The 23,472-nt window shown below is 41.9% G+C and carries 18 protein-coding genes; 6 read left to right on the top strand and 12 right to left on the bottom strand.

Going from position 1 to position 23,472, the window contains the following annotated elements; genetic code table 11:
- The first annotated feature begins 2 nt into the window (after nucleotides 1-2).
- The 3 genes from KZP23_RS07830 (at nucleotide 3) to KZP23_RS07820 (ending at nucleotide 4,714) form a co-directional block, all read left to right on the top strand.
- Complete coding sequence (locus tag KZP23_RS07830; protein ID WP_226335597.1) at nucleotides 3-1,712, top strand: RagB/SusD family nutrient uptake outer membrane protein; 1,710 nt, start codon at nucleotides 3-5, stop codon at nucleotides 1,710-1,712.
- A gap of 65 nt (nucleotides 1,713-1,777) precedes the next feature.
- Entirely contained in the window at nucleotides 1,778-2,545 is a 768-nt protein-coding gene (locus KZP23_RS07825; RefSeq protein ID WP_226335596.1) for a hypothetical protein, read from the top strand.
- A gap of 51 nt (nucleotides 2,546-2,596) precedes the next feature.
- Complete coding sequence (locus KZP23_RS07820; protein ID WP_226335594.1) at nucleotides 2,597-4,714, top strand: glycoside hydrolase family 97 protein; 2,118 nt, start codon at nucleotides 2,597-2,599, stop codon at nucleotides 4,712-4,714.
- Between the two features lie 109 nt (nucleotides 4,715-4,823).
- Here the strand turns inward: KZP23_RS07820 and KZP23_RS07815 are convergent, their stop codons facing one another.
- The 5 genes from KZP23_RS07815 to KZP23_RS07795 form a co-directional block, all read right to left on the bottom strand.
- Nucleotides 4,824-5,213 (bottom strand): helix-turn-helix domain-containing protein, encoded by a 390-nt coding sequence (locus KZP23_RS07815; RefSeq protein WP_226335592.1) that lies wholly within the window; start codon nucleotides 5,211-5,213, stop codon nucleotides 4,824-4,826.
- Nucleotides 5,214-5,228: 15 nt separating this feature from the next.
- A complete protein-coding gene (locus KZP23_RS07810; protein WP_226335591.1) occupies nucleotides 5,229-5,534 on the bottom strand; it encodes a type II toxin-antitoxin system HigB family toxin in 306 nt (101 codons plus the stop codon).
- Nucleotides 5,535-5,794: 260 nt separating this feature from the next.
- On the bottom strand, nucleotides 5,795-7,144 hold the full coding sequence (locus tag KZP23_RS07805; protein ID WP_226335589.1) for an FGGY-family carbohydrate kinase: 1,350 nt from the start codon (nucleotides 7,142-7,144) through the stop codon (nucleotides 5,795-5,797).
- A 201-nt stretch (nucleotides 7,145-7,345) separates the two neighbouring features.
- Nucleotides 7,346-8,629 (bottom strand): TIM barrel protein, encoded by a 1,284-nt coding sequence (locus tag KZP23_RS07800; protein WP_226335586.1) that lies wholly within the window; start codon nucleotides 8,627-8,629, stop codon nucleotides 7,346-7,348.
- 2 nt (nucleotides 8,630-8,631) lie between these two features.
- On the bottom strand, nucleotides 8,632-10,740 hold the full coding sequence (locus tag KZP23_RS07795; protein ID WP_226335584.1) for a bifunctional aldolase/short-chain dehydrogenase: 2,109 nt from the start codon (nucleotides 10,738-10,740) through the stop codon (nucleotides 8,632-8,634).
- A gap of 618 nt (nucleotides 10,741-11,358) precedes the next feature.
- Here KZP23_RS07795 and KZP23_RS07790 point away from each other — a divergent pair.
- Genes KZP23_RS07790 through KZP23_RS07780 form a run of 3 tightly spaced genes read left to right on the top strand, consistent with a single transcriptional unit; the run spans nucleotide 11,359 to nucleotide 14,039 of the window.
- Entirely contained in the window at nucleotides 11,359-12,084 is a 726-nt protein-coding gene (locus KZP23_RS07790; RefSeq protein WP_226335583.1) for a (Fe-S)-binding protein, read from the top strand.
- 6 nt (nucleotides 12,085-12,090) lie between these two features.
- The gene (locus tag KZP23_RS07785; RefSeq protein WP_226335581.1) at nucleotides 12,091-13,464 is read left to right on the top strand and encodes a lactate utilization protein B; all 1,374 of its coding nucleotides are present in this window, start codon (nucleotides 12,091-12,093) and stop codon (nucleotides 13,462-13,464) included.
- On the top strand, nucleotides 13,461-14,039 hold the full coding sequence (locus tag KZP23_RS07780; protein ID WP_226335579.1) for a LutC/YkgG family protein: 579 nt from the start codon (nucleotides 13,461-13,463) through the stop codon (nucleotides 14,037-14,039). The genes KZP23_RS07785 and KZP23_RS07780 overlap by 4 nt, the downstream gene beginning before the upstream one ends.
- 122 nt (nucleotides 14,040-14,161) lie before the next feature.
- Here the strand turns inward: KZP23_RS07780 and KZP23_RS07775 are convergent, their stop codons facing one another.
- The 7 genes from KZP23_RS07775 to KZP23_RS07745 form a co-directional block, all read right to left on the bottom strand.
- Nucleotides 14,162-14,854 (bottom strand): potassium channel family protein, encoded by a 693-nt coding sequence (locus tag KZP23_RS07775; protein ID WP_226335577.1) that lies wholly within the window; start codon nucleotides 14,852-14,854, stop codon nucleotides 14,162-14,164.
- Between the two features lie 27 nt (nucleotides 14,855-14,881).
- The gene (locus tag KZP23_RS07770; protein ID WP_226335575.1) at nucleotides 14,882-16,660 is read right to left on the bottom strand and encodes a TrkH family potassium uptake protein; all 1,779 of its coding nucleotides are present in this window, start codon (nucleotides 16,658-16,660) and stop codon (nucleotides 14,882-14,884) included.
- A 54-nt stretch (nucleotides 16,661-16,714) separates the two neighbouring features.
- Nucleotides 16,715-17,524: an ion transporter gene (locus tag KZP23_RS07765; RefSeq protein ID WP_226335573.1), complete on the bottom strand. Its 810-nt coding sequence runs from the start codon at nucleotides 17,522-17,524 to the stop codon at nucleotides 16,715-16,717.
- A gap of 32 nt (nucleotides 17,525-17,556) precedes the next feature.
- Complete coding sequence (locus KZP23_RS07760) at nucleotides 17,557-17,727, bottom strand: YqaE/Pmp3 family membrane protein (RefSeq protein WP_226335571.1); 171 nt, start codon at nucleotides 17,725-17,727, stop codon at nucleotides 17,557-17,559.
- Between the two features lie 37 nt (nucleotides 17,728-17,764).
- Nucleotides 17,765-18,880, bottom strand: coding sequence for an AI-2E family transporter (locus tag KZP23_RS07755; protein WP_226335569.1), 1,116 nt, complete (start codon nucleotides 18,878-18,880; stop codon nucleotides 17,765-17,767).
- A gap of 126 nt (nucleotides 18,881-19,006) precedes the next feature.
- Nucleotides 19,007-20,071 carry a hemolysin family protein gene (locus KZP23_RS07750; protein ID WP_226335568.1) on the bottom strand — a complete coding sequence of 355 codons (1,065 nt, stop codon included), beginning with the start codon at nucleotides 20,069-20,071 and terminating at the stop codon, nucleotides 19,007-19,009.
- 134 nt (nucleotides 20,072-20,205) lie between these two features.
- Nucleotides 20,206-23,460 carry a S41 family peptidase gene (locus KZP23_RS07745; protein WP_226335566.1) on the bottom strand — a complete coding sequence of 1,085 codons (3,255 nt, stop codon included), beginning with the start codon at nucleotides 23,458-23,460 and terminating at the stop codon, nucleotides 20,206-20,208.
- Between the last annotated feature and the right edge of the window lie 12 nt (nucleotides 23,461-23,472).

Genomic DNA, 23,472 nt, shown 5'->3' with positions numbered 1-23,472 from the left:
CCATGAATACCAGAAAATATATCATTAAAGCAATAGTATTAGTATTTTCTTCCATCTTGATGATGGCTTGTACCGATTTGGACGAGGAATTATACGACAGGGTGACGTCTGAGAATTTCATCCAGACGCGCGATGACGTTTACAGGACCTTTCTAAGGACCTTCGAACACGGTTATTGGACTGTCCAAGGTGATCAGTACATTCTACAGGAGCTTTCAGCTGATCAAATGATGACCCCTAACCGTCAGGGAGATTGGTTTGACGGTGGCACTTATATCCGCGCCCACAAACATGAATGGACACCGGAGGACGCTTATGTCAATAATGCCTGGGGGAATCTTTATACGGGTATCGTTCAAGCGACGAATTCCATGGAGGATATCGCAGCATTAGATCCGACAAAGTTTGGGATGAATGAAGCAGAGCAAATGCAATTATTGGCAGAATTGAAAACCATGAGGGCATGGTATTACCTTAGACTATTTGATTTTTACAGAAATATTGAAATCATCACTGCTGTAAAAGGAGAAACTAAAGGTAAACCCCAATCCACTCCTCAAGAGACTTTTTCTTTTATTGAAACCGAGTTGAAGGATGCCCTTCCTGATTTATTGAGCAAAGGTGATCCAGGAACAGCGGCTTTTGATGGTCGGTGGACCAAAGCGGGAGCTATGGCATTATTAGCAAGGCTCTACCTAAATGCTCAAGTCTATATTGGAGAAGATAAATATGCGGAATGTGCACAAATTTGTCAGGATTTAATCAATGGCGTTTATGGAGAATATGGAATAGAAGAAAGATGGGATGCGCCTTTTGATTACAATAATGACGATAGTAAAGAAACCATTTTTGCTTTCCCTGGCACTTTTGGTAGATCCCACTGGCAATATACTGAGGGCATGTATTGGTGGATGGCTCCCTATAATGTGGACAAATATTTTGGTTTCTCGGAATTTGGAGGCTCTAACCCGAGGTTTAGCATGCAGCCTGGAAAGGATGTAGACAATGTGGAATACAGCTTTAACCTTGGAAAACCATTTGTCAAATTCCAAAAATACCCTGATGACATCCGCATAAAGAAATATAAAAACATAGGCCATAGCACCAGAGAAGGTATGTTTCTTATGGGTTACCTCACTTATAACGATAATCAAGACACTGTCAAGTCTTCCAGAGGCTATAACCTTTATATCCGGGATCAAGTAGGACATTTCGAAGATCTAAAGCCTGGTCAGGAACTGGCAGATAAAGAATCTAACATGAATCATGCAGACCAAAACTCCGGAATCTATCCAGTCAAATACCCCTTCTATCCTGATGAATCCCCAAACAAAATCGAATCAGATTATGTAGAAATTCGTATGGCGGAAGCATACTATATGTTGGCTGAATGTAAGTTTAGAAATGGGAATTTATCAGAAGCATCGACCTTATTGAATGAGGTAAGAGGGAGGTATTATCCACAAGGATCGGAAAGTCTTTATGCATTGGACGGTAGCGAGCTAACTGAACAGGAACTTTTGGACGAATGGGGAAGAGAATTTCTAGCAGAAGGAAGGAGAAGAACTGATTTGATCCGCTTTGGAAAGTTCACCACGGGAAATTGGTGGGATAAGGAACCTGATAATTCCACACATCTGAGAATTTTCCCATTGGGAAGAAATGTACTTAATGTAAATCCCCAATTGGTTCAAAACCCTGGCTATAATTGATAAGGTGTTTCAATTTACCTATTCAATCAGCCCAAAAAGTAATTCTCAACAATAGAACTAATCGTATGAAAAAGATAATAAATGATGGCCTACACCATATTACTATCGTAATAATGGTATTGACTACCTGCCTATTCAGTATTTCCTCCTGTGTGGAAGATGAACCAGAAGATACACGGATACCTCTAATTGAGCTGTCTGGAATAGATGATAATGCATTAATGTCTCTGGAATGGAAAGAAGCGAACACATTTATTGAAATGATCATATCAGATAACAGGGGCATGTCAGATTATTTGATAAACATTGATTCATTAGGACAAGAAGTTTATACCTATGAAGTAAATCAATTGGACTATAAACTGATGCATGAAGTAATTGCCGTGGATCATTTAACTACAAACTTCACTTATGATATTTCGATTTCATTGAATGACATCAATGGAAATACCAATCAAATGGATTTTCAGCTATTGCTTACTGCCTTTAAGAAATTTAACTACCTAGGTTTGGTTGGCAATGGTTCTCCTGCAGGATGGAATCCCCAGGCTTCATCAACCATGACACAAAGTCCCTCAGATGAAGCCATATTTACCTACCAAGGCCCATTATTCGCAGGTGAAATAAAAATAGCAGGCTTCATAGGAGACTGGTGTGATGGAGAATGGCTTTTTGCCTCTCAGGCAGCTAAATCCATATCAGAACCTGATCAATTTGTGGTTGGTGTTTGTTCCTCTCCTGATAATAAATGGATGATTAGCCCAGAAAATGCTGGTAATTATTTAGTAACGGTAAACTTACAGGGAGGAACCATCTCGTTTGACAAGCAATAAGCTCATCCCAAAAGATAGAGAGATTAACGACGTAAACTGAAAACAAAAGTTATGCAAAAAGTATTTATAGTCCTGTGTTTCCTTTATGGGATCACAGGAAGTATCCTTGCCCAAAGCCTAAGATCACCGGACGGTAATCTTGAGATGGTATTTGAACTTGATGATAAGGGAACACCCTTTTATTCTCTGAATTACAAAAGTCAAGAAGTCATTAATAAGAGCGGTATGGGCTTCGATCTTAAAAATGACGATGTTGACCTTATAGATAATTTTAAAGTCGAAAGTAGTGGAATCACTACTTTCGATAATACATGGAAACCCGTTTGGGGTGAGGAAGCCTCCATTAGAAACCATTACAATGAGATGGAAATCAAATTAAGGCAGCAGAATTCCAACAGAATATTGGTTTTGCGCTTTAGGTTGTTTGATAGTGGTTTAGGGTTTAGGTATGAATTTCCAGAGCAATCAGAACTGGCCTATTTTGTTATTAGTGATGAAAAAACAGAATTTGCGATGGCTGGGGACCATACTGCATTTTGGATTCCTGGAGATTACGACACTCAGGAATACGATTATACCCGGTCAAAACTGTCAGAGATAAGGGCGATCATGGAGGAAGCTGTTACAGAAAATCTTTCCCAAACTTCCTTTTCACCAACAGGAGTTCAGACTGCTTTGATGATGAAGTCGGAAAATGGCTTGTATATCAATCTTCATGAAGCAGCATTGGTCGATTATCCAGCCATGCATTTGGAGCTGGATGATAAGACTATGGTTTTTGAATCTTGGCTAACACCGGATGTCAATGGGGATAAGGCTTATATGCAAACCCCTGGTCATACTCCTTGGAGGACTATCATTGTCTCAGATGATGCCAGAGAGGTGCTAGCCTCCAGAATTACGTTAAACTTAAACGAGCCTTGCAAAATTGAAGATACTTCATGGATAAAGCCGGTCAAATACATTGGAGTTTGGTGGGAAATGATAACAGGAAAGAGCAGTTGGGCATACACTAATGAACTTGCTGCAGTTAAATTGGGGACCTCCGATTATACAAAGGTTAAACCCAATGGCACACACGGAGCTACAACAGAAAACGTCAAAAAATATATTGACTTTGCGGCTAAGCATGGTTTTGATGCTGTCCTTGTGGAAGGCTGGAATATAGGTTGGGAAGATTGGTTTGGCCATTCAAAAGATTATGTTTTTGATTTTGTCACTCCATATCCAGATTTTGATTTGAAGGAAATCCACAATTACGCCCAGAGTAAAGGAATAGAAATGATCATGCACCATGAAACTTCTGGTTCTGTCAGGAATTATGAACGCCATATGGATGAAGCCTACAAATTCATGAATGACAATGGTTATCATGCTGTAAAAAGCGGTTATGTAGGTAATATTTTACCAAGAGGAGACAACCACTACAGTCAGTGGATTGTCAACCACTATCAATATGCCATCGAAAAAGCAGCTGATTATAAAATTATGGTCAATGCCCATGAAGCAGTTCGGCCAACAGGAATTTGCAGAACTTATCCCAACCTAATTGGCAATGAATCAGCAAGAGGAACAGAATATCAGGCATTTGGTGGTTCTAAACCTAACCATGTAACAATTTTACCATTTACCAGATTGATTGGGGGACCTATGGATTATACACCTGGCATTTTTGAAATGGATATCAGCCAAATTAATCCTGACAACAATTCCCATGTTAACAGTACCTTATGCAATCAACTGGCACTTTATGTGACCATGTATAGTCCATTGCAGATGGCTGCTGATCTGCCTGAAAACTATGATCGTTTTCCTGATGCATTTGAATTCATCAAGGAAGTTCCCGTAGACTGGGACCAAAGTAAATATTTAGAAGCAGAACCAGGCGATTACCTTACCATTGCTAGAAAAGAAAAGGACAGACCAAATTGGTATGTGGGCAATGTTAATGGACTGGAATCCAGAACAGTAAAAGTAAGTCTTGACTTTTTGGAGAAGGGCAAAAAATATATAGCTACCATTTATGGTGATACCAAAGATGCCCATTATAAAGAAAACCCACAGGCCTATGAAATCCGAACTGAGAAAGTGAACAACAAATCAACTATTAAACAATTTACTGCCCCTGGTGGAGGTTTTGCCATCAGTATTGTGCCTGATGAGAAATAATCCATTCCTTTATCTACCTACCTATTAAACCTACAAAGCCTCACCCAAAAGTGAGGCTTTGTGTTTTCTTCGCTGACAGATTTTTAACCTGGGTTGGCTCTTCAAATTCTCAAACTCCTACTTTCCGATCTCCATTGATTTCATAAGGCTGTATTAAGACTTCAACAGGAAGCCCTAAAAAATCAGATAAATTTCTAATCATATCTATAGTAAGAGGTCTTTTTCTATTGAGTACAAGGCTGACTGCAGACTTACTCCCCATCACAGGAATCAAATCTTTATCTTTAATCCCCTTTCTTTCCATCACTTCGCGAATAGCAGCTATAGGTTCCGGCATTGAAACTGGGAAATGCTCCTTTTCATACTTTTCGATCAAGGTCACCAGCAATTCCGCCTCCATACCTTCTGGTGTATCGGGAACAGCGTCAAATATTTCAGATAAGCGTTTTAAGGCGTTCTGATATTCCATTTCCGAAGTAATTACTTTATCCCATTTCATATTCTTCTCAAATTTTTAATACTGCTCAACAGTATTGGCATCAACTTTATCATACTCCGCATGTGTGCCTATAAATTTAACAAATACCCATTGTCTGATATAACTGATTTGAACAATCAGCCGATACTTATTGCCCGCAATATTAAATATCACTCTGTTATTTTTAATTGGGTCAGCATCTGGAAAATCCAATACCACATCAGATGGTTTATTCCATATAGCGTACTTTGTAATAGCCATCCAGTTTTCTAAGCTTATCCTTGAATCAGGGTGCTTTTGATAAAACTCAACGATATTTTTGACTGCAATGATATTTTTCAATTCATGTCAGTTAAACAACTGAATTTAAATAAAAGTTTACAAACTGTAAACTTTTAAAACCTACATTTCACAAAAAGACTAACCCTTACTTATTTTGCATCAATAAATGTAAAATTAACTAGCAGGCCTTCTCTAAAGGCTTAGACGAATCGAATAAAAAAACTCGCTCACATCCGTATAAGCGTTTCAAAAAGTCTAAGTCTGAAGACTTAGACCTGTATTCGAAAAATCCTTCCTGCGCTCCGTGGTTAAAACAGTTTTCACTTCACACCAACCCTACTTTTCTGCCCCAGCACCAAAGCCGCTCCATAAGCAGAGCCAAGAGGAAAATCAGAAAACTCCAATTCATAGCCCGACAAATAATGCTGCAACAGGTCCATAAACACCTCATTGTGCACAAAGCCGCCATCAATAAATACTTTACTGATTTCAGCACTTCCCTGGGCCAGTTTCAATGAAGCCACTTGTAGTAATGTTACCCCCCAAATCAAATGGTGATAGGCTTCTTCGTAAGAGCCAAATTCTTCTGGCTTCCATTCATTGCCTTCAAAAAGTGATTGCACCAAAGGAGTCGCTGCAATATGTTTCGGATAAAAAGTACACTTTGCTTTTCCTTCCTTGATCTGTCCTAAAATGGACTGGTCAGCAGTAAGGGTTTTATAATATTTATCCGGCTTATTGAAATGCTTGTTAATGCGATCAATCTGGTCATTGAATTCATAGCCCATGAAAAAACGAGAGGCCTTCACTGGATTACCCTCAATACTAAGAAAGTTCAAGCAATCATCTTGCAATTCCTCTTGTGTCAGTGGATCCTGGGTAAAAGGATTCAAAGAAATGCTCCAGGTCCCGGTTGATATCAATAAAAAAGGCTCCTTGATCCTTACCAGGTAAGATGCCAGTGCAGAAGAACTATCATGGATGCCCACACCTACTTGAACATCATGGCCGCAAAGTTGAGAGACAAAGCTTTTACCAGTGGGGACAATCTCCGGAAGTATACCATCGATTCCTTCCTGCTTCACCCATTGGTGATATTCCCCTTTTTCAAAATCCCAAAGCCTGGTATGACAACCAATCGAAGTAGGTTCACTGACTGCTTTACCCGTAAAGAGGTAACTTAAGTATTGAGGAAAATGTAGAGAATATTTGATTTTACTGAACAGTCCAGGCTTGGTTTTTTTTAACCAGTAAAGCTGCAAGCCAGAGTTCAACATACCCAGTGACGGCGAGGCCGTTTCAAGATTATTCTTTTCCGCTGGATAGGACCGGTAAAACTCGTCTATAACTTCCTTTGGAATCTCCTTAAGGTAATTATAAAGCGGGGTCAAAGGTCCTCCATCTTCCCCTATATGTACAAATGAGGCACCATAAGTAGAAAAGTTTATCCCCTTTAGCTTATAATCTGGAGATTTACAGATACCATCGATAGTGGATTTTATCCAATTGGTCAATGCGGCCAAATCATCACATTCAAAACCATCTTCATCCACAGCAAGTGGGATTTTGATGTATTCCTGCTTGATTTCGTTCATGTGTTCATCAAACAAGAAGAATTTTTTATTGGTCTTTCCTATATCAAATATGGCTATTACCTGTAATGGCATCATGGACTATGTTAATGACACTTTCCCTATGGAAAATAAGATACAAAACCGGCAACCCAATTCATTTCCTTTTGAGAAAATTTTCAAACCTATTAAACCCATAAATAGAGAAATGAAAGGATTACCGGAAACAATAATAATAGTGAGTGGTTTTGGGAACTTCCCATCAATGAAAAGGAACAGTTCCCTGCTTATGATTATTAATTACAATCCTGTAGATACAGTTTTGGCTCCTCGCTGGGCGATCAACTCTTTTCTAATATTCAACCTTCTATAAGCTCCTATTGGATCCAATGCTCCATCTGCCTGAAGCCTTGCCTCAGCCAGCAAAGGACGAACGTCCGTCCTGTAAGCACCTTGAAGGATTTCCTGGGCCAAAGAGGGATCATTGTTTTCCCTAGCCTCTTCCAAAGCAGCCCTGTCCACCAGTAATGCTTGGGCATAGGCCAGCTTAATTGCCTCCAATGACTGCAATAAGTCCTCCAATGGATCCTTCAAGTTATGGCTGGCATCTATCATCCAAGCTGGATAAGGATTATTGGAAGTTGGATCTTCCATCCCATCCACCAGTTCATTGAAGATCAAAAACAGTTGATATGGTTTCAATGAACCTACCGTCAAATCATCATCACCGTATTTGGAATCATTGAAGTGAAAGCCACCCAATTTACCAACCATCATTAAGGTGGCTACAATCTGCTCGATATTGGTATTGGGCAAGTGATGGCCCAGATCCACCAAACTATAAGCCCTATCTCCTAGCTTGTCTGCCAACATATGAGAAGAACCCCAGTCCTGAATTACAGTTGAGTAGAAATTCGGCTCGTATGGCTTATATTCCACAAACATCTTCCAGTCGGATGGCATTCCTGCATAAATCTCTTGAAGGGACTCCAAAGTTCGCTGAAATGCTTTCTTGAAGTTCAACTGCCCCGGGAAGGAGGAACCATCTGCCAACCAAACCGTCAATGACTTTGATCCTAGGGCATCACCATATTTGATCACTTCCAAATTATGGTCAATGGCCTGCTGACGTACCGCTTTGTCCACATGGCAGAGTGAACCAAATTTGTAGGAAAGTTTGTGGTCTGCTTGATCTTGGAAAGTATTGGAATTCACGGCATCAAATGCCAGCCCATGGGAAGCGGCCAATTGTTTGATGGCATTGACATCCTGAGGGATATCCCAAGGAATATGTAAGGAAATGGCTCCTGCCGATTGGCTCAAATGATGCAGTAAGCCCACATCGGCAATCTTGTCTTCCAAGGTACCGGGCTCTCCCCCTCCTGAAAAACGGCCAAAGCGGGTACCACCCGTTCCCAAAGCCCAGCTGGGTACGGCCACTTGAAATGCTTTTAGCTTTTCTATAATGCCATTAACATTGATATTTTTTCGTCCAAGTACTTTGGTCAAATGATCAAAACTCTCCCGATGTTCCGAGAGAGCCTGATCATTCAACTGTTTTATTTTTTGCTGATCTATACGCATAATTACCTTACAAAAGCAGCAGCTACACCGCCGTCTACATTTAGAATATTACCAGTACATTTGCTAAGGTCCCCACCGACAAAGGCAAACACACCGTTAGCAATATCATCTACCCCAATGATCTCATTCAATATAGTCCTTTTGGCGTAAAAAGCTGGTAATTCTTCCACTTTGATGCCATATGCTTTTGCTCTTCCTGCAGCCCATTCACCTTCCCAAATTTTACTTCCTTCAATGACTGCATCTGGATTCACTACATTCACGCGGATTTTATCTTTACCTAGCTCAGCAGCCAAGAGTCGGCTCATGTGTACCTGAGCCGCTTTTGCGGTACCATATCCCACATTATTAGGGCCAGAAACCAAAGCATTCTTACTGGCAATATTGATGATATCACCTCCTAGGTTTTGAGCCCTAAGTACTTCCACACCTGCTTTGGAAACTGCAAATTGTCCTTTTACCAAAATATCCTGCAGCAAATCCCAATCTTGGGCCGAAGTCTGTTCAATAGGCTTGGAAATGGCCAATCCGGCACAGTTGACGATGATATCCACCCCACCGAATTTCAAAACAGCAGCTTTATAAGCGGTCAGGATATCATCTCCCTTAGTCACGTCCATGACCGCTCCAGCTCCTACATCCTTGGAGTAAGTAGCTACGGCCTCATCCAATCTGTCCTGGTTAATATCTGTAATAAACACGCAAGCACCTTCTTTGGCCAACTTGTCAGCAATGGCCTTACCGATACCTCCGGCACCACCAGTCACCAACGCCACTTTTCTAGACAAAGGCTGCTCCTTTGGCATTCTTTGAAGCTTGGCTTCCTCCAATAACCAGTACTCAATATCAAATGCTTCCTGCAATGGCAAAGCAACATATGAGGATACGGCTTCCGCACCACGCATCACATTGATGGCATTGATGTAAAATTCACTGGCTACACGGGCAGTCTGCTTATTTTTGGCATAAGAGAACATTCCCACTCCTGGCCAAATAATGATCACAGGGTTTGGATCACGCATGGCAGGACTGTTATCCCGCTTATGGTCCTCGTAATATTTTTTATAGTAAGCTCTGTAATCTTCAAAGTCCTTTTCCAGCTTGGCTTTGATCTCTTCAGTATTGCTCAGGTCAATATCAGCAGGAAAATCCAATACCAAAGGCCTGATTTTGGTTCTAAGGAAATGGTCAGGGCAGCTGGTTCCCAGTGGTGCCAATTTTTCCAGATCATGGCTATTGGCAAACTGCAATACACGCTCATCATCGGTAAAATGACCTACCATTCTATTGTATCCGGATGCCAAGCCTCTCAAAACAGGTGCAATGATGGCTGCCTGGTCCAAACGTGCCTCAGGAGCCAATGATTCGATTTTCTGACCGCCAAATACCGGACGGTTTTTACCGTAATTATCTTCTAGGTACTGAGAAGCTTTATCTATTACTTCCAAGCTATTGATATAGCACTCATAAGCCGTGTCTCCCCAAGTGAACAACCCATGGCCACCCAACATGATGCCACGGATGCCAGGATTATCATTCAAGGCTTTCTCCAATTGCAAGGCCAAATCAAAGCCCGGCTTTTGCCAAGGCACCCACGCAATCTGTCCTTCAAAAAGCTCTTGGGTAATCTGCTCACCGTCCTTGGCTGCTGCAATGGCAATCGCGGCATCAGGATGAAGGTGGTCAATATGCTTAAATGGAAGGAAGGCATGCAGCGGCGTATCGATAGAAGGCGCCTTGGAATCCAAGTCATAAATACAATGGTTGAACAAGCCTACCATCTCATCTTCAAACTCCAACCCTCTGTACACATTTTTCAGGGCATGTAATTTCTCCACATACAACCCAGCCAATCCGCTCTTGGTCAAAGTACCAATGTCTCCACCAGAACCTTTTACCCACATCACCTCTGTTTCATTCTTTGTCAGTGGGTCGATCTCCGTCGTTTTACAGCTGGTATTGCCACCGCCATAATTGGTTATCCTTAGGTCCGCTCCCAAGATATTTGATCTATAGATCAAAAGGGATACCTCATCTCCCTCCAATTCCTGGGCCTTTTGCTCATCCCAAAGGTAATTTACATGCTTAAATGTACGCTCTGCTGTGCTCATTATATTTGATTTTTTTGATTACAATCTTCTAGTATGTGATAGCGAATTTATTTTTTTCAAATAGAAATACTGTCCTGTTGTGTGCTGATAAAACCATTTATAACAGTTTTTGCACGGTTATCAATTTATAGTAGCTAAACTATTTTTATATCAATCCGGCCTTTCCCCCATGTTCAATACTCCTATTACTTTCCACATGCGGACAAGACTTCATTTATCTTGGACAAGTCTATCACCTACTGTTAAACTTCCGGAAATGGATACTCCACTTAGATCCTAAAAAGGAGGATTGGATAAGAGATTGCAGTATGATTTTCCTTTAGACGAGCGGATGTCTCCCGCCTCTATAAAAGATTCGTTTGGGTCAAGAAAAGGAAAAAAGCTGCAAAGAAACGTTTAATATCCTAAAGCTATAAATTGATTATTTTACTTTTATTGAGGTAACTTTATCCTCTGGTTGCCTATGTCCATTATGCAGCCATATATTGGAATCATAATCCTTTACACCCAATAGACTGCGCTTGACTTTCCTGCAAAAGGCTGTCTGGACGAAACAGCATGGTGCAGGATAAAGATGTAAATGGAAGCCTATAAATTGGGAATTTGAAATTAAAAACTATGCGAGTAGGACTCTTTATACCTTGTTACGTCGACCAGTTTTACCCTGGTGTGGCAAAGGCTACCCTAGAATTATTGGAAAAACATGGCGTGGAAGTGGATTACCCGCTATCCCAAACTTGTTGTGGACAGCCCATGGCCAACTCCGGATATGAAAGATATGGCAAAGCATCATCTGAACTTTTCATGAAGAACTTTGGTGGATTTGACTATATCGTTGCTCCTTCTGGCAGCTGCACCCTTCACGTCAAAGACCATGTCCTTCCCAAAGAAGAAAATGCCCCGAAGATCTACGAACTCTGTGAATTCCTGACCGATGTACTGAGAGTCAACAATATTGCATCCACTTTCCCGCACAAAGTAGGCTTTCATTCCTCCTGTCATGGTCTGAGAGGCCTCAGACTGGCAAAGTGCTCTGAGCGAATGGATCCTGAATTCAATAAACCTCTTTCCTTATTAAAACAGGTGAAGGACATAGAAATGATAGAATTGGACCGTAAAGATGAATGCTGTGGATTTGGCGGCACCTTTGCTGTAGCTGAAGAGGCGGTCTCTATCACCATGGGCAATGACCGCTTAGCGGATCACACAAAAAATGGGGTGGAAGTATTGACAGGTGCCGATATGTCCTGCCTTATGCACCTACAAGGCTTGATCAAACGCCAAAATAGCCCTATTAAGGTGATGCACATCGCTGAAATCCTCAATGGAAACCCTGTCGAATAAGCAATTATGAAAACGCAAAGCCATGCCCAAGCGGCAGCAGAATTTATAAAAGACGATGCCAGAACCCATTGGCACGATGAAACCCTATGGCATGTACGCCAAAAAAGGGACCTTTCCGCACAGGGGATTCCTGAATGGGAAACCCTCAGGGATACAGCCTCTGCTACCAAAGATTATGTACTTTCCCACTTGGGAGAACTCTTGGAACAGTTCGAAACCAATGCATTGGCCAATGGAATAGAAGTCCTTTGGGCCAAAGACGCCCAAGAACATAATGAACATGTATACAGAATCCTTCAGGAAAACAAGGTTTCCAATATTGTTAAAAGTAAATCTATCCTTACCGAAGAATGTGGACTAAACCATTACTTAGAGGATAAGGGTTATGATGTGGTAGATACTGACCTTGGGGAGCGTATCATTCAATTTGCCAAGCAGGCGCCTAGCCATATTGTTCTTCCAGCCATTCACCTGAAAAAACAGGATATTGGGGAAATTTTCCATGAACATATTGGCACAGAAAAAGGAGCCAGCGACCCTAAATACCTTACTGAAGCGGCAAGACAGCACCTTCGAAAGAAATTTGTGGAAGCCAATGCTGCCATTACTGGAGTAAACTTTGGTATTGCTGAAACTGGTGGATTTGTGGTCTGTACCAATGAGGGTAATGCTGATATGGGTACCCATTTGGCAGACATTCACATTGCTTGTATGGGGATAGAAAAGCTGATTCCAAGGGCTACGGATCTAGGGGTGTTCCTCAGGCTTCTGGCCAGAAGCGCCACTGGACAAAGCATCACCAATTATTCCTCCCATTTTCATAAACCTGCACCCGGCAAAAAACTGTACATCATTCTAGTGGACAATGGCCGCACAGAACAGTTGGGCCGTGAGGATTTCAAAAACAGCCTAAAATGTATTCGCTGCGGTGCTTGTATGAATACTTGCCCAATTTACAGAAGAAGTGGTGGCTATAGTTATAATTCTACCGTTCCCGGACCTATAGGATCAATACTCTCTCCTGGCAAAGACCTCAAAAAATACAGCACTCTGCCATTTGCCTCCACCCTATGTGGATCTTGCTCCGATGTCTGCCCGGTAAAAATCAATATTCATGAGCAGCTTTATAAATGGCGGCAGGTAATTACCGAAAACACAGATGTCGATGCCAGTAAAAAATTGGCCATGAAAGTGGCCGGGTACACCTTTGGCAAACCTGTGCTTTATGACCTTGCAGGAAAAATGGCCAGAACAGCCTTAAAAATCACTCCCGATAGCTTGGTATACAGTAGCCTCAATGTTTGGGGAAAACATCGTGATTTGCCAGATGTTCCTAAGGAGAGTTTTAAAGAGTGGTACCAGAAAAACAGAAAATCATGAGCAGCAAAGCATCCATACTAGCGGCTATTCAGAAAAACAAGCCTGTAGCAAGCCCTTTACCGGACTTACTTTCCTTTCCTGATGAGCCCAATTTGGTAGAAAAATATGAAAAAGGATTGAGCGGAAATGGCGGCCAACTCATGCAGGTGACAGCAATTAAGAATGTCCAAGATTATATAGAGGCCAACTTCCCCCGGGAACAACTTAAAGCGTCCTTGGTTGAAGGTGTAGAGGGCAATATAGATGTCAATAATATTTCCGATCCCCATGATCTGGAACATGTGGAACTCGCTGTGCTCCAAGGTGAGTTAGGAGTAGCAGAAAATGGCGCAATCTGGATGCCAGAAAAAAATGTAGTCCACAGGGTATTGCCCTTTATCGCCCAACACCTGATCATTATTCTGAAAAAGGATACTTTATTGACCAATATGCATCAAGCCTATGAAAAAGTAAAAGTGAACGACCATGGATATGGTGTTTTTATAGCTGGCCCTTCCAAGACTGCCGACATCGAACAATCCTTGGTAATTGGTGCTCATGGTCCAAGAAGCTTGACTGTGTTTTTGATGGATTAAAGGATTAAATCAGAACTGACCAAAACGGCCAATCCATTTTTTGTGGATTGGCCGTTTTATTTTTTCTGATATACCATGTTCTAATCTTAGCAGCTCTCTACTTAATCCTGATGCCGCCTTCCCTATTCTTCGTTCAAGTCCAATATCTTCTGGATATCATTCATTTCCCCGAAGAGTACCAAAACATCCTTATCTTCAATCATAGTCTGGGCACTGACCACGCCCAGCACCTTTTGTCTTTCTTGCATATTACCAAAAATATTGGGCCTGTTCCTCATCTTGATAATGGTCAGGATATTTACGTTGAATCGATTCCTAACCGCAGTTTCCCCGATAGTCTTTCCCACAAATTCCTTAGGAGCGGTCACTTCCACAATATTATAGCCATCTGAGATATCAAAACTGTCAATCACGCCTTTCATCTCCAGCTTTTTGGACAGACGCTCTGCTGTTTCCTCCTCCGGATGAATGATCTCATCTACTCCAATGGCCCTGATCACTGTTTCATGAGTATTGGTAATGGCCCGGCTGATGATCCTCTTGGCTTTCAATTCCTTAAAAACAGCTGTGGCCATAATGGAAGCCCCCATATCCTCACCAATGGCGATCAGCACCACATCCGTATCCGAGACAGGCAGATTCCTTACCACATTCTTATCAGTGGCATTGAGACAGATGGTATGAGTGATTTTTTCCTTCGCACTATCCACCTTGGCCATATCACTATCTATGCCGATCACCTCATGACCGTTGTCTGTGAGCCTTGCTGCCAAATAAGCGCCAAAATTGCCCAAACCTACTATGATAAACTTCATATGATTGATATTTTTAATTCTTCTAATTTAGGTGATAAACACCGACTCCTCAGGGTATCGATAGCTTAGGGTTTTCACCCCTCTACTCAGCCCAATCAAAAAGGTGAGAATCCCGATTCTTCCTACAAACATGGTCACAATCAGTACCATCTTACTACCAAAGCTCAGTCCTGAGGTAATCCCTAAACTTAAACCCACCGTGGAGAAGGCAGAAAATGCTTCAAACACTACACTGGTCAATGGCAACTCACTATCAAATAATTTCAACAGAAAAACCGTTCCGCCCATCATCATTATAGAAAGGAAAGTCACGGCAAAAGCCTTTCTCAAAGTGGTATTGGATATTTCCCTTCTGAAGACCTCCACTCGGTCCTTGCCTTTGGCAATGCTCAATGTGCTCAAAATGGCCACGGCAAAGGTACTGGTCTTTAAGCCCCCTCCGGTAGAACCTGGAGAGGCTCCTACCCACATGAGCAAAAGATACAGTAATATTGTCGGACCTGCCATAGCGGTCATATCCACCGTATTAAATCCTGCCGTCCTAGGTGTAACGGCCCCAAAAAATGCTGTAACCACCTTTCCGTAGCCCTCCATTCCCTTTAGCGTGTAATCTTCTTCAAAAACCCAAAATGTCACAAAACCTATCAACAATAAAATTCCTGTCGTGATCACTACCAGCCGGGTTCCAATATTCACCACTCGGGGAACATGCCTATAGTTTTCGCCAAAAACCACTTTTCTATAAAAGCCTTTGACCAAGTGTTTTAGATATTGGTAGTAGCTCAAAACAACCGGAAATCCAATACCACCAAATACGATGGTCAACGCAATGACCAAATGCATATCGTAGTTTTGTCTAAATCCTTCCTGATAAAGCCCATCACTCAATATACTAAAGCCCGCATTACAGAATCCTGAAACACTGTGGAAAACGGAAAAGAAAATCATATCCATAGGGCCATCAAAAAGCGCCTCATCCAGACTAATATATATAAACAATGCCCCCATTCCCTCTACCAAAAAAGTAAAAGTAATTACCTTCAACAGAGTATTGAAAACCTGCCCGAAACGTTCCTCATTAATAAAATCCTTCAAAAACAGTTGGTTTTGAAAACTAAAATTCCCTTTGAAAAAGAAACCAAAGAAACTGGTAAAAGTCATCATGCCCAAACCTCCTATCTGGAACAGTATCATAATGATAAATTGACCAAACAGGGTGAAATCCTTAGCCGTATCCAAAACGATCAGACCTGTAACACATACTGCACTCGTAGCTGTAAAAAGGGCATCCACCAAATGAATCGGTGCATTGGTGGCTTTGGGCAGCATCAACAATATCGTCCCTACTCCAATCAAAGTCAAAAAACTCAGAATAAATATCATTTGGGGATTTAGCTTTAGTCCTCCTACCCCCAGACTTAATTTGGATAATTCTATCAGAAAGACCACGGTAACCAAGAAATCCACCAAAAACCGATCTGAAGTAATTGCTGTTTGGGCATCCAATCCCGGCAGCTTAAACTCGGAAAAAATAAAAAACAGTACAGTACTGATCAGAAAAATCAACAAAATCTCTGCTACAAGTTTCTTGAAATTAACTTTCACCCACTTAAAGAGAAAAAACTGACCAATATAGCCAGTCCAAACCAAAGTAAGAATCACTTTCAGGACAAAGTGAGAGTCTGACATTGAAAGAAAAGGCTTCTTAAAACCTTCTTCATAGATCACCAAGAAAAAACCTATTATACTCAATGCCAATAAAGTCTTTTCAAGAATCTTTTTTATCAGTGCTTTATTAGGGATCATAACTAATTTTCGAAGGCATAAAGATATAAAATCAATTGACCATTTTGCACAAAACTATAACCTTCCCCCACAATACTTACAGTGATAAGCGTCCTTATCATGTCCTGTAGCATGACAAACATGACAAGCGCGTTGCTCCTCGGCCAATTTGTTTTTGGTGTTTACCGCGGTAATTTCTGAAGAAACTATCCCTGTAGGAACAGCAATGATGGCATATCCCAACAGCATGATCAAGGAAGCCATAAACTGTCCCAATGGAGTCATTGGAGAAATATCTCCATAGCCCACAGTGGTAAGGGTTACAATGGCCCAGTACATGGCCATTGGGATACTTGTAAAACCACTTTCCGGCCCTTCAATAAAGAACATAACCGTTCCCATGACCAAAACAATGGTCACCACTGAACCTAAAAATATCTGGATTTTCATCCTGCTATTGTACAAAGCATCGGAAAGCACCTGTGCTTCTCGCATATAGCGGCCAAGCTTAAGGACCCTCAAAACCCGCAAAAAGCGCAAGGCCCTCACTACAGTCAAAAAATGACTGTTGACCACCAACAAGCTGATATAGGTCGGCAAAATCGCCAGCAAATCAACCATGCCATAAAAACTAAAGACATAACCTGCCGTACGCCTGCTTAGCCAAACCCTTAAAAGATATTCAACAGTAAATAACAGGGTGAACATCCATTCCAAAAGGTAAAAAATAGTACCATATGACTCATGAAGCGACCTGACAGAATCCAAAACAGCTATAGTTACGCTCCCAAGAATCGCAATCAACAAAACCACATCAAAACGCTTTGATGCGGCATCGTCCGATTCAAATACTATATGTGCCAGTCGCTTCCTGGTCAATCCCATAAAAACACCTGATTAATAAACAATAGTCAATTTTAGCTCTCACTATTTTTAGCGATCACCCATACTGCATGGATTATACCAGGAATAAATCCCAGCAAGGTCAATATAACGTTGATCCAAAAAGACTTCCCTAAGCCCACAGTCAAAAACACGCCAATCGGAGGAAGTAAAACTGCAAATAAAATTCTGATGATACTTTTCATAATACTTTGATCTTATATAATATTTTACTGGTCAAAATTATTTTCTCTTTTCTTCCAAACCATATTTTTTTCGAATAAAATCATCACTGTCCAGCTTGAGATGATCTTCATCGGGTTCTCCTATCAAAAAACTGAAAGCTTGGGTGGCTTCAGTCATATCAAACACTATTTTGATCACCGCGACCATAGGAATAGCAAGGATCAATCCTGCCAAGCCAAAAAGCATTCCACCCAAAATCAGAGAAATAATGGCCACCAAAGGATTCAAACTTACACTTCCCCCTACAATGTTCGGAGTAATAAAATTACCTTCCAAAAACTGTACTACCTGAAACCAGCCGATCACACCCAGTGCATACCAATAACTGTCCATGGTGGCCAAGGCAAAAATCGCGGGAATGATCGAACCAATGGCTACACCAATATAGGGCAGTAAAATTAGAAAAGCTGCCAAGGTCCCAAAAAACCAAGCATGCTCAATCCCCATAATTAAAAGCCCTGCGGTGTTCAAAACAGCCACTATTCCCATCACGATCAATAAGCCCAACAGATAGCTTTGGATCACATGATATACCCGCTCCAAGGTTTCTATAACCCTTTTTGCTGGAGCCCCCTTTGCAGATTGGATCAGAAAATCCCTAAAGAAATCCCTATAGTACAATAAGAAAAAAGCATACAAGGGAATCAATACACCATTGGCTAAGGTCCCCCCAGCAGAACTGAAAACAGAGGTGATATACTTACCAATATTGGCAATGGAACTCTCTGCTTCATCCTTAAGCCTGTTGGCCAGTTCTCCCAGCTGAAGACCAAAAGTCGCTTCAAACCAAACCTTGACCTTATTATAAATATTCCCAAAATTTGAAGCTATTTCACTTCCATCCTTGCCAATAATGATTACTTGATGAACGATAAAATAAATCACACCAGAAAGCACCAAAGAAGCCAAAATCACAGAAACCAGAGAAGCTGCTGCACGGGGAAACCTCCACCTCTCCAACAAATTACACAAGGGATAAAGCATGATGGAAATAATCAATGCAAACATCAACGGCACTAACACTCCCTTAAGGAAATAAGCCAGAGCTATCGTCAAAAATAAAACTATCAACTTGGCTGCAAGTATAATACTACTCGGATATTTTTTCTCCATATAAATAATGGCTTATTAAATATTTCAGTACAATGAACCTTATAATCAAAACTCATACCCAACACCTTCCCTTACCTGAGGCACCCTTCCTTAAAATCTCAAACCCCACACAAATATTACTTAAAATTAGTCAATATTTTCACCGGGATGATTAATTATCAAGCCCATTTTCTTGGCACGCTCTTCCCATTTGTTTCTGGCCAATACCTGCATATCCGTCTCTTCATCACTCTCATCCTGAATCTCTAGCCCCAATAGCGTCTCCAAAATATCCTCCAGTGTAACAATCCCAGACATGCCCCCATATTTATCCACCACCAAAGCAATATGTTCTCTTTTATTCAGCATCATTTCCAATACACGAGGAATGGGATATTGCTCATACACCAGGGCAATTTCCCGGCTCAACTCCTTCAGCTGCATGGAAAAATGGTCCTCGGCCATAGCTTCAAGCACATCATGCTTGATGATATAACCTGTAATATTGTCAATGGTTTTGCTATAAATAGGAAATCGGGAAAACCGTTTCGAATCAGGCATGGCATAAAAATCCTTTACGGTTTCGTTTTCTTCCATCGCCACGGTCACTGTGCGCGGTGTCATCACACTGCTCACCAAAATCGAACGAAACCTTATTAGATTTTGGATGATTTTCGATTCTCCTTCCTGAAACACTCCCTCCTTGGTAGCAATGCTGGCCATTGCAGACAATTCCTCCCTGCTCATGGTATGCTGTTCTTCGGATTTGAAAACCCGGGTAAGTAGCTCAGAGGCTTTGACCAAAGGATAGAGGCCAAAGATCATCAACCGCAAGATCCCCCCAATAAACGGGGCCAGCTGCTTCCAATAATTAGCTCCAATGGATTTGGGGATAATTTCAGAAAAAACCAATATGGCCAGGGTCAGACCTGCAGAAATCCATCCAAAATACTGCTGGCCAAAAACCTCCACCGCTTGAGCGCCCACTCCAGCAGCCCCCACAGTATGCGCGATGGTATTGAAAGAGAGTATCGCCGCCAAGGGCTGGTTGATATTTTCTTTGAGATGCTTGAGCTGTTTGGCATATTTTTTTCCTCTTTGCTCTTGGGTAGCAATATAGGAAGGAGTGATACTGAGCAATGCCGCTTCTAAGGCTGAACATAAAAATGAAATACCAATTGCCAAAAAGAGATAAAGAATCAATAAGGTCATAGAAGCTAAATAGATGGAATCTTCATTTAAATTAACGAAAATAAATAGCACCATCAATCTGAACATAAAAATTCATGCCATGACCTGCTGCCATGGCATGAATTTACTTAAAAACAATAACTCAATTCACTGAATTATTTCACCTCATAATCTGGTACCTGAGGTGCAGCAGGAGGATTTTCCCCAAGCCTTTTCATCACTTCCTCTATGGCCTTTTCCAATTGTGGGTCAACGCCGTTTGACAAGGCGGTAGGATCTTCTTCTACTTCAATGTCCGGATCTACACCATGGCCTTCTTCAAACCATTTACCTTCTGCATCAAACATCCTGAAGGTAGGTACAGTAACCCCACCACCGTCGATTAGTGAAGGTGCACCAGATATGCCTATCAGGCCTCCCCAGGTTCTGGTACCGATCAATGGCCCTAATCCTGACTTTCTGAAATAGTCTGGAAAGGCATCCCCACCAGACCCGCTCCATCCATTGATCAGCATGACCTTCGGTCCAAAATTGGCCACCTGAGGCCACTGCCAAGTAGCACCATCCCTTACCGCCCAAAAAGCCAATGGCTTTCTGTTCAATAACTCAATAAAACGGTCAGGGATCTGTCCGCCATTATTGAATCGCTCATCCACAATCAAGCCTTTTTTATCATGCTGGGCATAAAACATCCTCGCCAGTTCCTGCTGCCCATCCAGACCTGTACTGGGTACGTAGATATAACCTATCTGTCCATCTGTAGCTTCCTCTACTCTTTTTCTATTGGATTCTATCCAAGCCAGATTCCTCAAACGAGTTTCATCCTTTAAGGTCTTTACGATCACTTTTCTGGCCCCGGTCAAGCTTGCACGATCATTAACTGTCAGCTCGACAGTTTCCTCAGCCAGGTCTTCAAAAGCCGCCCAGGGGGCTTTTTCCATGTCCATAGGGACACCATTGACAGCAAGAATAAAATCACCTTCACTGATATCCACACCAGCTTCGTCCAAAGGCGAACGCGCCTCATTGTCCCAAGGGGCCCCACGAACGATCTTCTTCACATAATAGGCCTCGTCTTTGACTCCCCAATCAATGCCCAAATACCCGACAGACTTTGTCGATACCCTTTCTGAATCTCCCCCACCCCTATAAGTGTGCGAGGCACTGATCTCTCCGATCAATTCACCAATAATATAATTCACATCCTCCCGGGTAATGGCATGGTCTATCAGCTGACCATAATGGTCCCTCATAGCATCCCAATCCACTCCATGCATATTGGGATCATAAAAGAAATCCCGTTCTAATCGCCAAGCCTCGTTGAATAATTGTCTCCACTCTTCCTTTGGCACCAAAGTCATCTCCATCTTTTCCACTGGCATCTTATCTTCCAGCTTTTTCCCCTCTCCGATTTCAATCATACCAAAAGAACCATTGGAAACCACCAAGGCTTTTTCACCATTTGCAGCTACACGATAATCACGAACATTTTCGATTACTGTTTTTTCTTCCCGATTTGAGATATCATAATAGGCCAAGGCCACCTTATTGGATTCATCCCCATTTGTCGGGCGTTTGAGGTAAAGTACTTTTCCTTTTACCGCGGCAAGCTGGCTGTAATTCCCTGCTGAAGGAGGAAGGATAACCATTCGCTGTTCCAGTCCATCCCAATCTATGTCCACAGAAGCCTTGTCCTCCTTACTTTCCTCGTCCCTTTTCTTCTCTTCTTTTTTATTCTTCTTTTCTGCTGGCTCCTCATTTTTGACACTGGTGGTATCATTTTTGGGAGCCAAAGGAGAACCAGTTGCTTTACTCAATGGAATGGCTGCTATTTCCGTCGCATTTGCATACACCCAAGTACCCTCAAAATCACTGTAAATAGGATCAAAATCCCTATTGGTCAAAAAGTAGAGGTACTTGCCTTCAGGATCAAACACCGGATTTCTATCATTATAAAAACCAGAAGTGATTTGATGAAGCTGCTCCTCTTTGGTATCGAAAAGGGCAATAGCATTATGCAGATTATTGAGATTTTTCTCAAAGGCAAGATAGCGGCTATCCGCCGACCAGGATAATGCATAGTTGGCCAAGGAATATTGATACAAGTATTTTTGTTTGTCGACATGAGTAGTTACATCACTTTCTCGGTCATAGATATAAATATCCATGGCCTTATCTACAAAAGCCAACTTTTTACTGTCCGGGGACCAAAACAGCTGATACCGATAACCTTCCCCATAAGCAGTAAGTGTTTTCTCCACTGTCCCCGTTTCCAGGTCCTTTATAGCAAGTTCATATTCACCGGAACGATCACTCCAATAAGCCAAATACTTCCCATCCGGAGACCAAGCAGGGTATCGCTCAGCCACTCCAGAGGACTGGGTCAGGTTGATAACTGGCCCATCCTTGGCCGGAACAGAAAAGATTTCCCCTCTAGCTTCAAAGACCGCCCGATTTCCATCATAGGATGGCCAGGCATTTTGGATATAATCTTTCACTGCCACCCTTCTTGGCATCAGGGTGGCCACATCTGTACTTACTTGCACAGACACTTCTTGATAGTCTTCTGATGCAAGGTCCAACAAATAAATCTTCCCTCCAGCGGTGAACACGATTTCTTCAGGACCCATACTAGGAAACATCACATCGAAATCTGTAAAGTCAGTCACCTGCTCGATGACTTTGCTTTTCAGGTCATAGCTGAAAATATTGTTTCGCTGTGCAGGTCCACGATCTGAGAGAAAGTAGATTTTCTCCTCGGTCCACATAGGGAATTCATCATTGTAAATACTATTGCTAATATTTTCTGAAGCATGGCTTTCCAGATTGAACACAAAAATATCGGTGGCCATCCCTCCTTTATATCGCTTCCATGTCCTGAATGCCCGACTTTTCGGTGTAAAAGCTATCTGTTGCCCGTCTGGAGAAGTCATACCAAATTCCCCATAGGGAATGGGCAGCTTTTCTGGCAATCCTCCGTGAACTCCCACTTTGTAAAATTGACTGAAGCGCTGCTTTTCACTTTCTCTTGATGAAGTAAACAACAAGTGTTTTCCGTCTGCATACCAATCGGTCATACGGTCACTCATCCCGTGGTAGGTAAGCCTTTCAGGAAGTCCCCCTTTTGAGGAAATGACATATACATCTACATTTCCATTATAGATCCCACTAAATGCCACCTTACTACCATCAGGCGAAAACTTGGGAAAAGCTTCCGTTCCCTTGGAGGAAGTAAGCCTATAGGCCTGCCCACCTGTTTTGGGCACTACCCATATATCACCTCCATAGCTGAAAGTAATCTGGCTTTGGGAAACATCTGGATATTGGGCAATTTTAGCATCCACCTGGGCATGACCTAGACAAGGAACCAATATGACCAGCCCTATGAGTTTGGTTAATCTCTTCAACATAATCATTGGGTT

This window comes from Echinicola marina (assembly GCF_020463795.1).
Lineage (GTDB): Bacteria > Bacteroidota > Bacteroidia > Cytophagales > Cyclobacteriaceae > Echinicola > Echinicola marina.
This window is presented reverse-complemented; position numbering and strand designations above follow the sequence as displayed.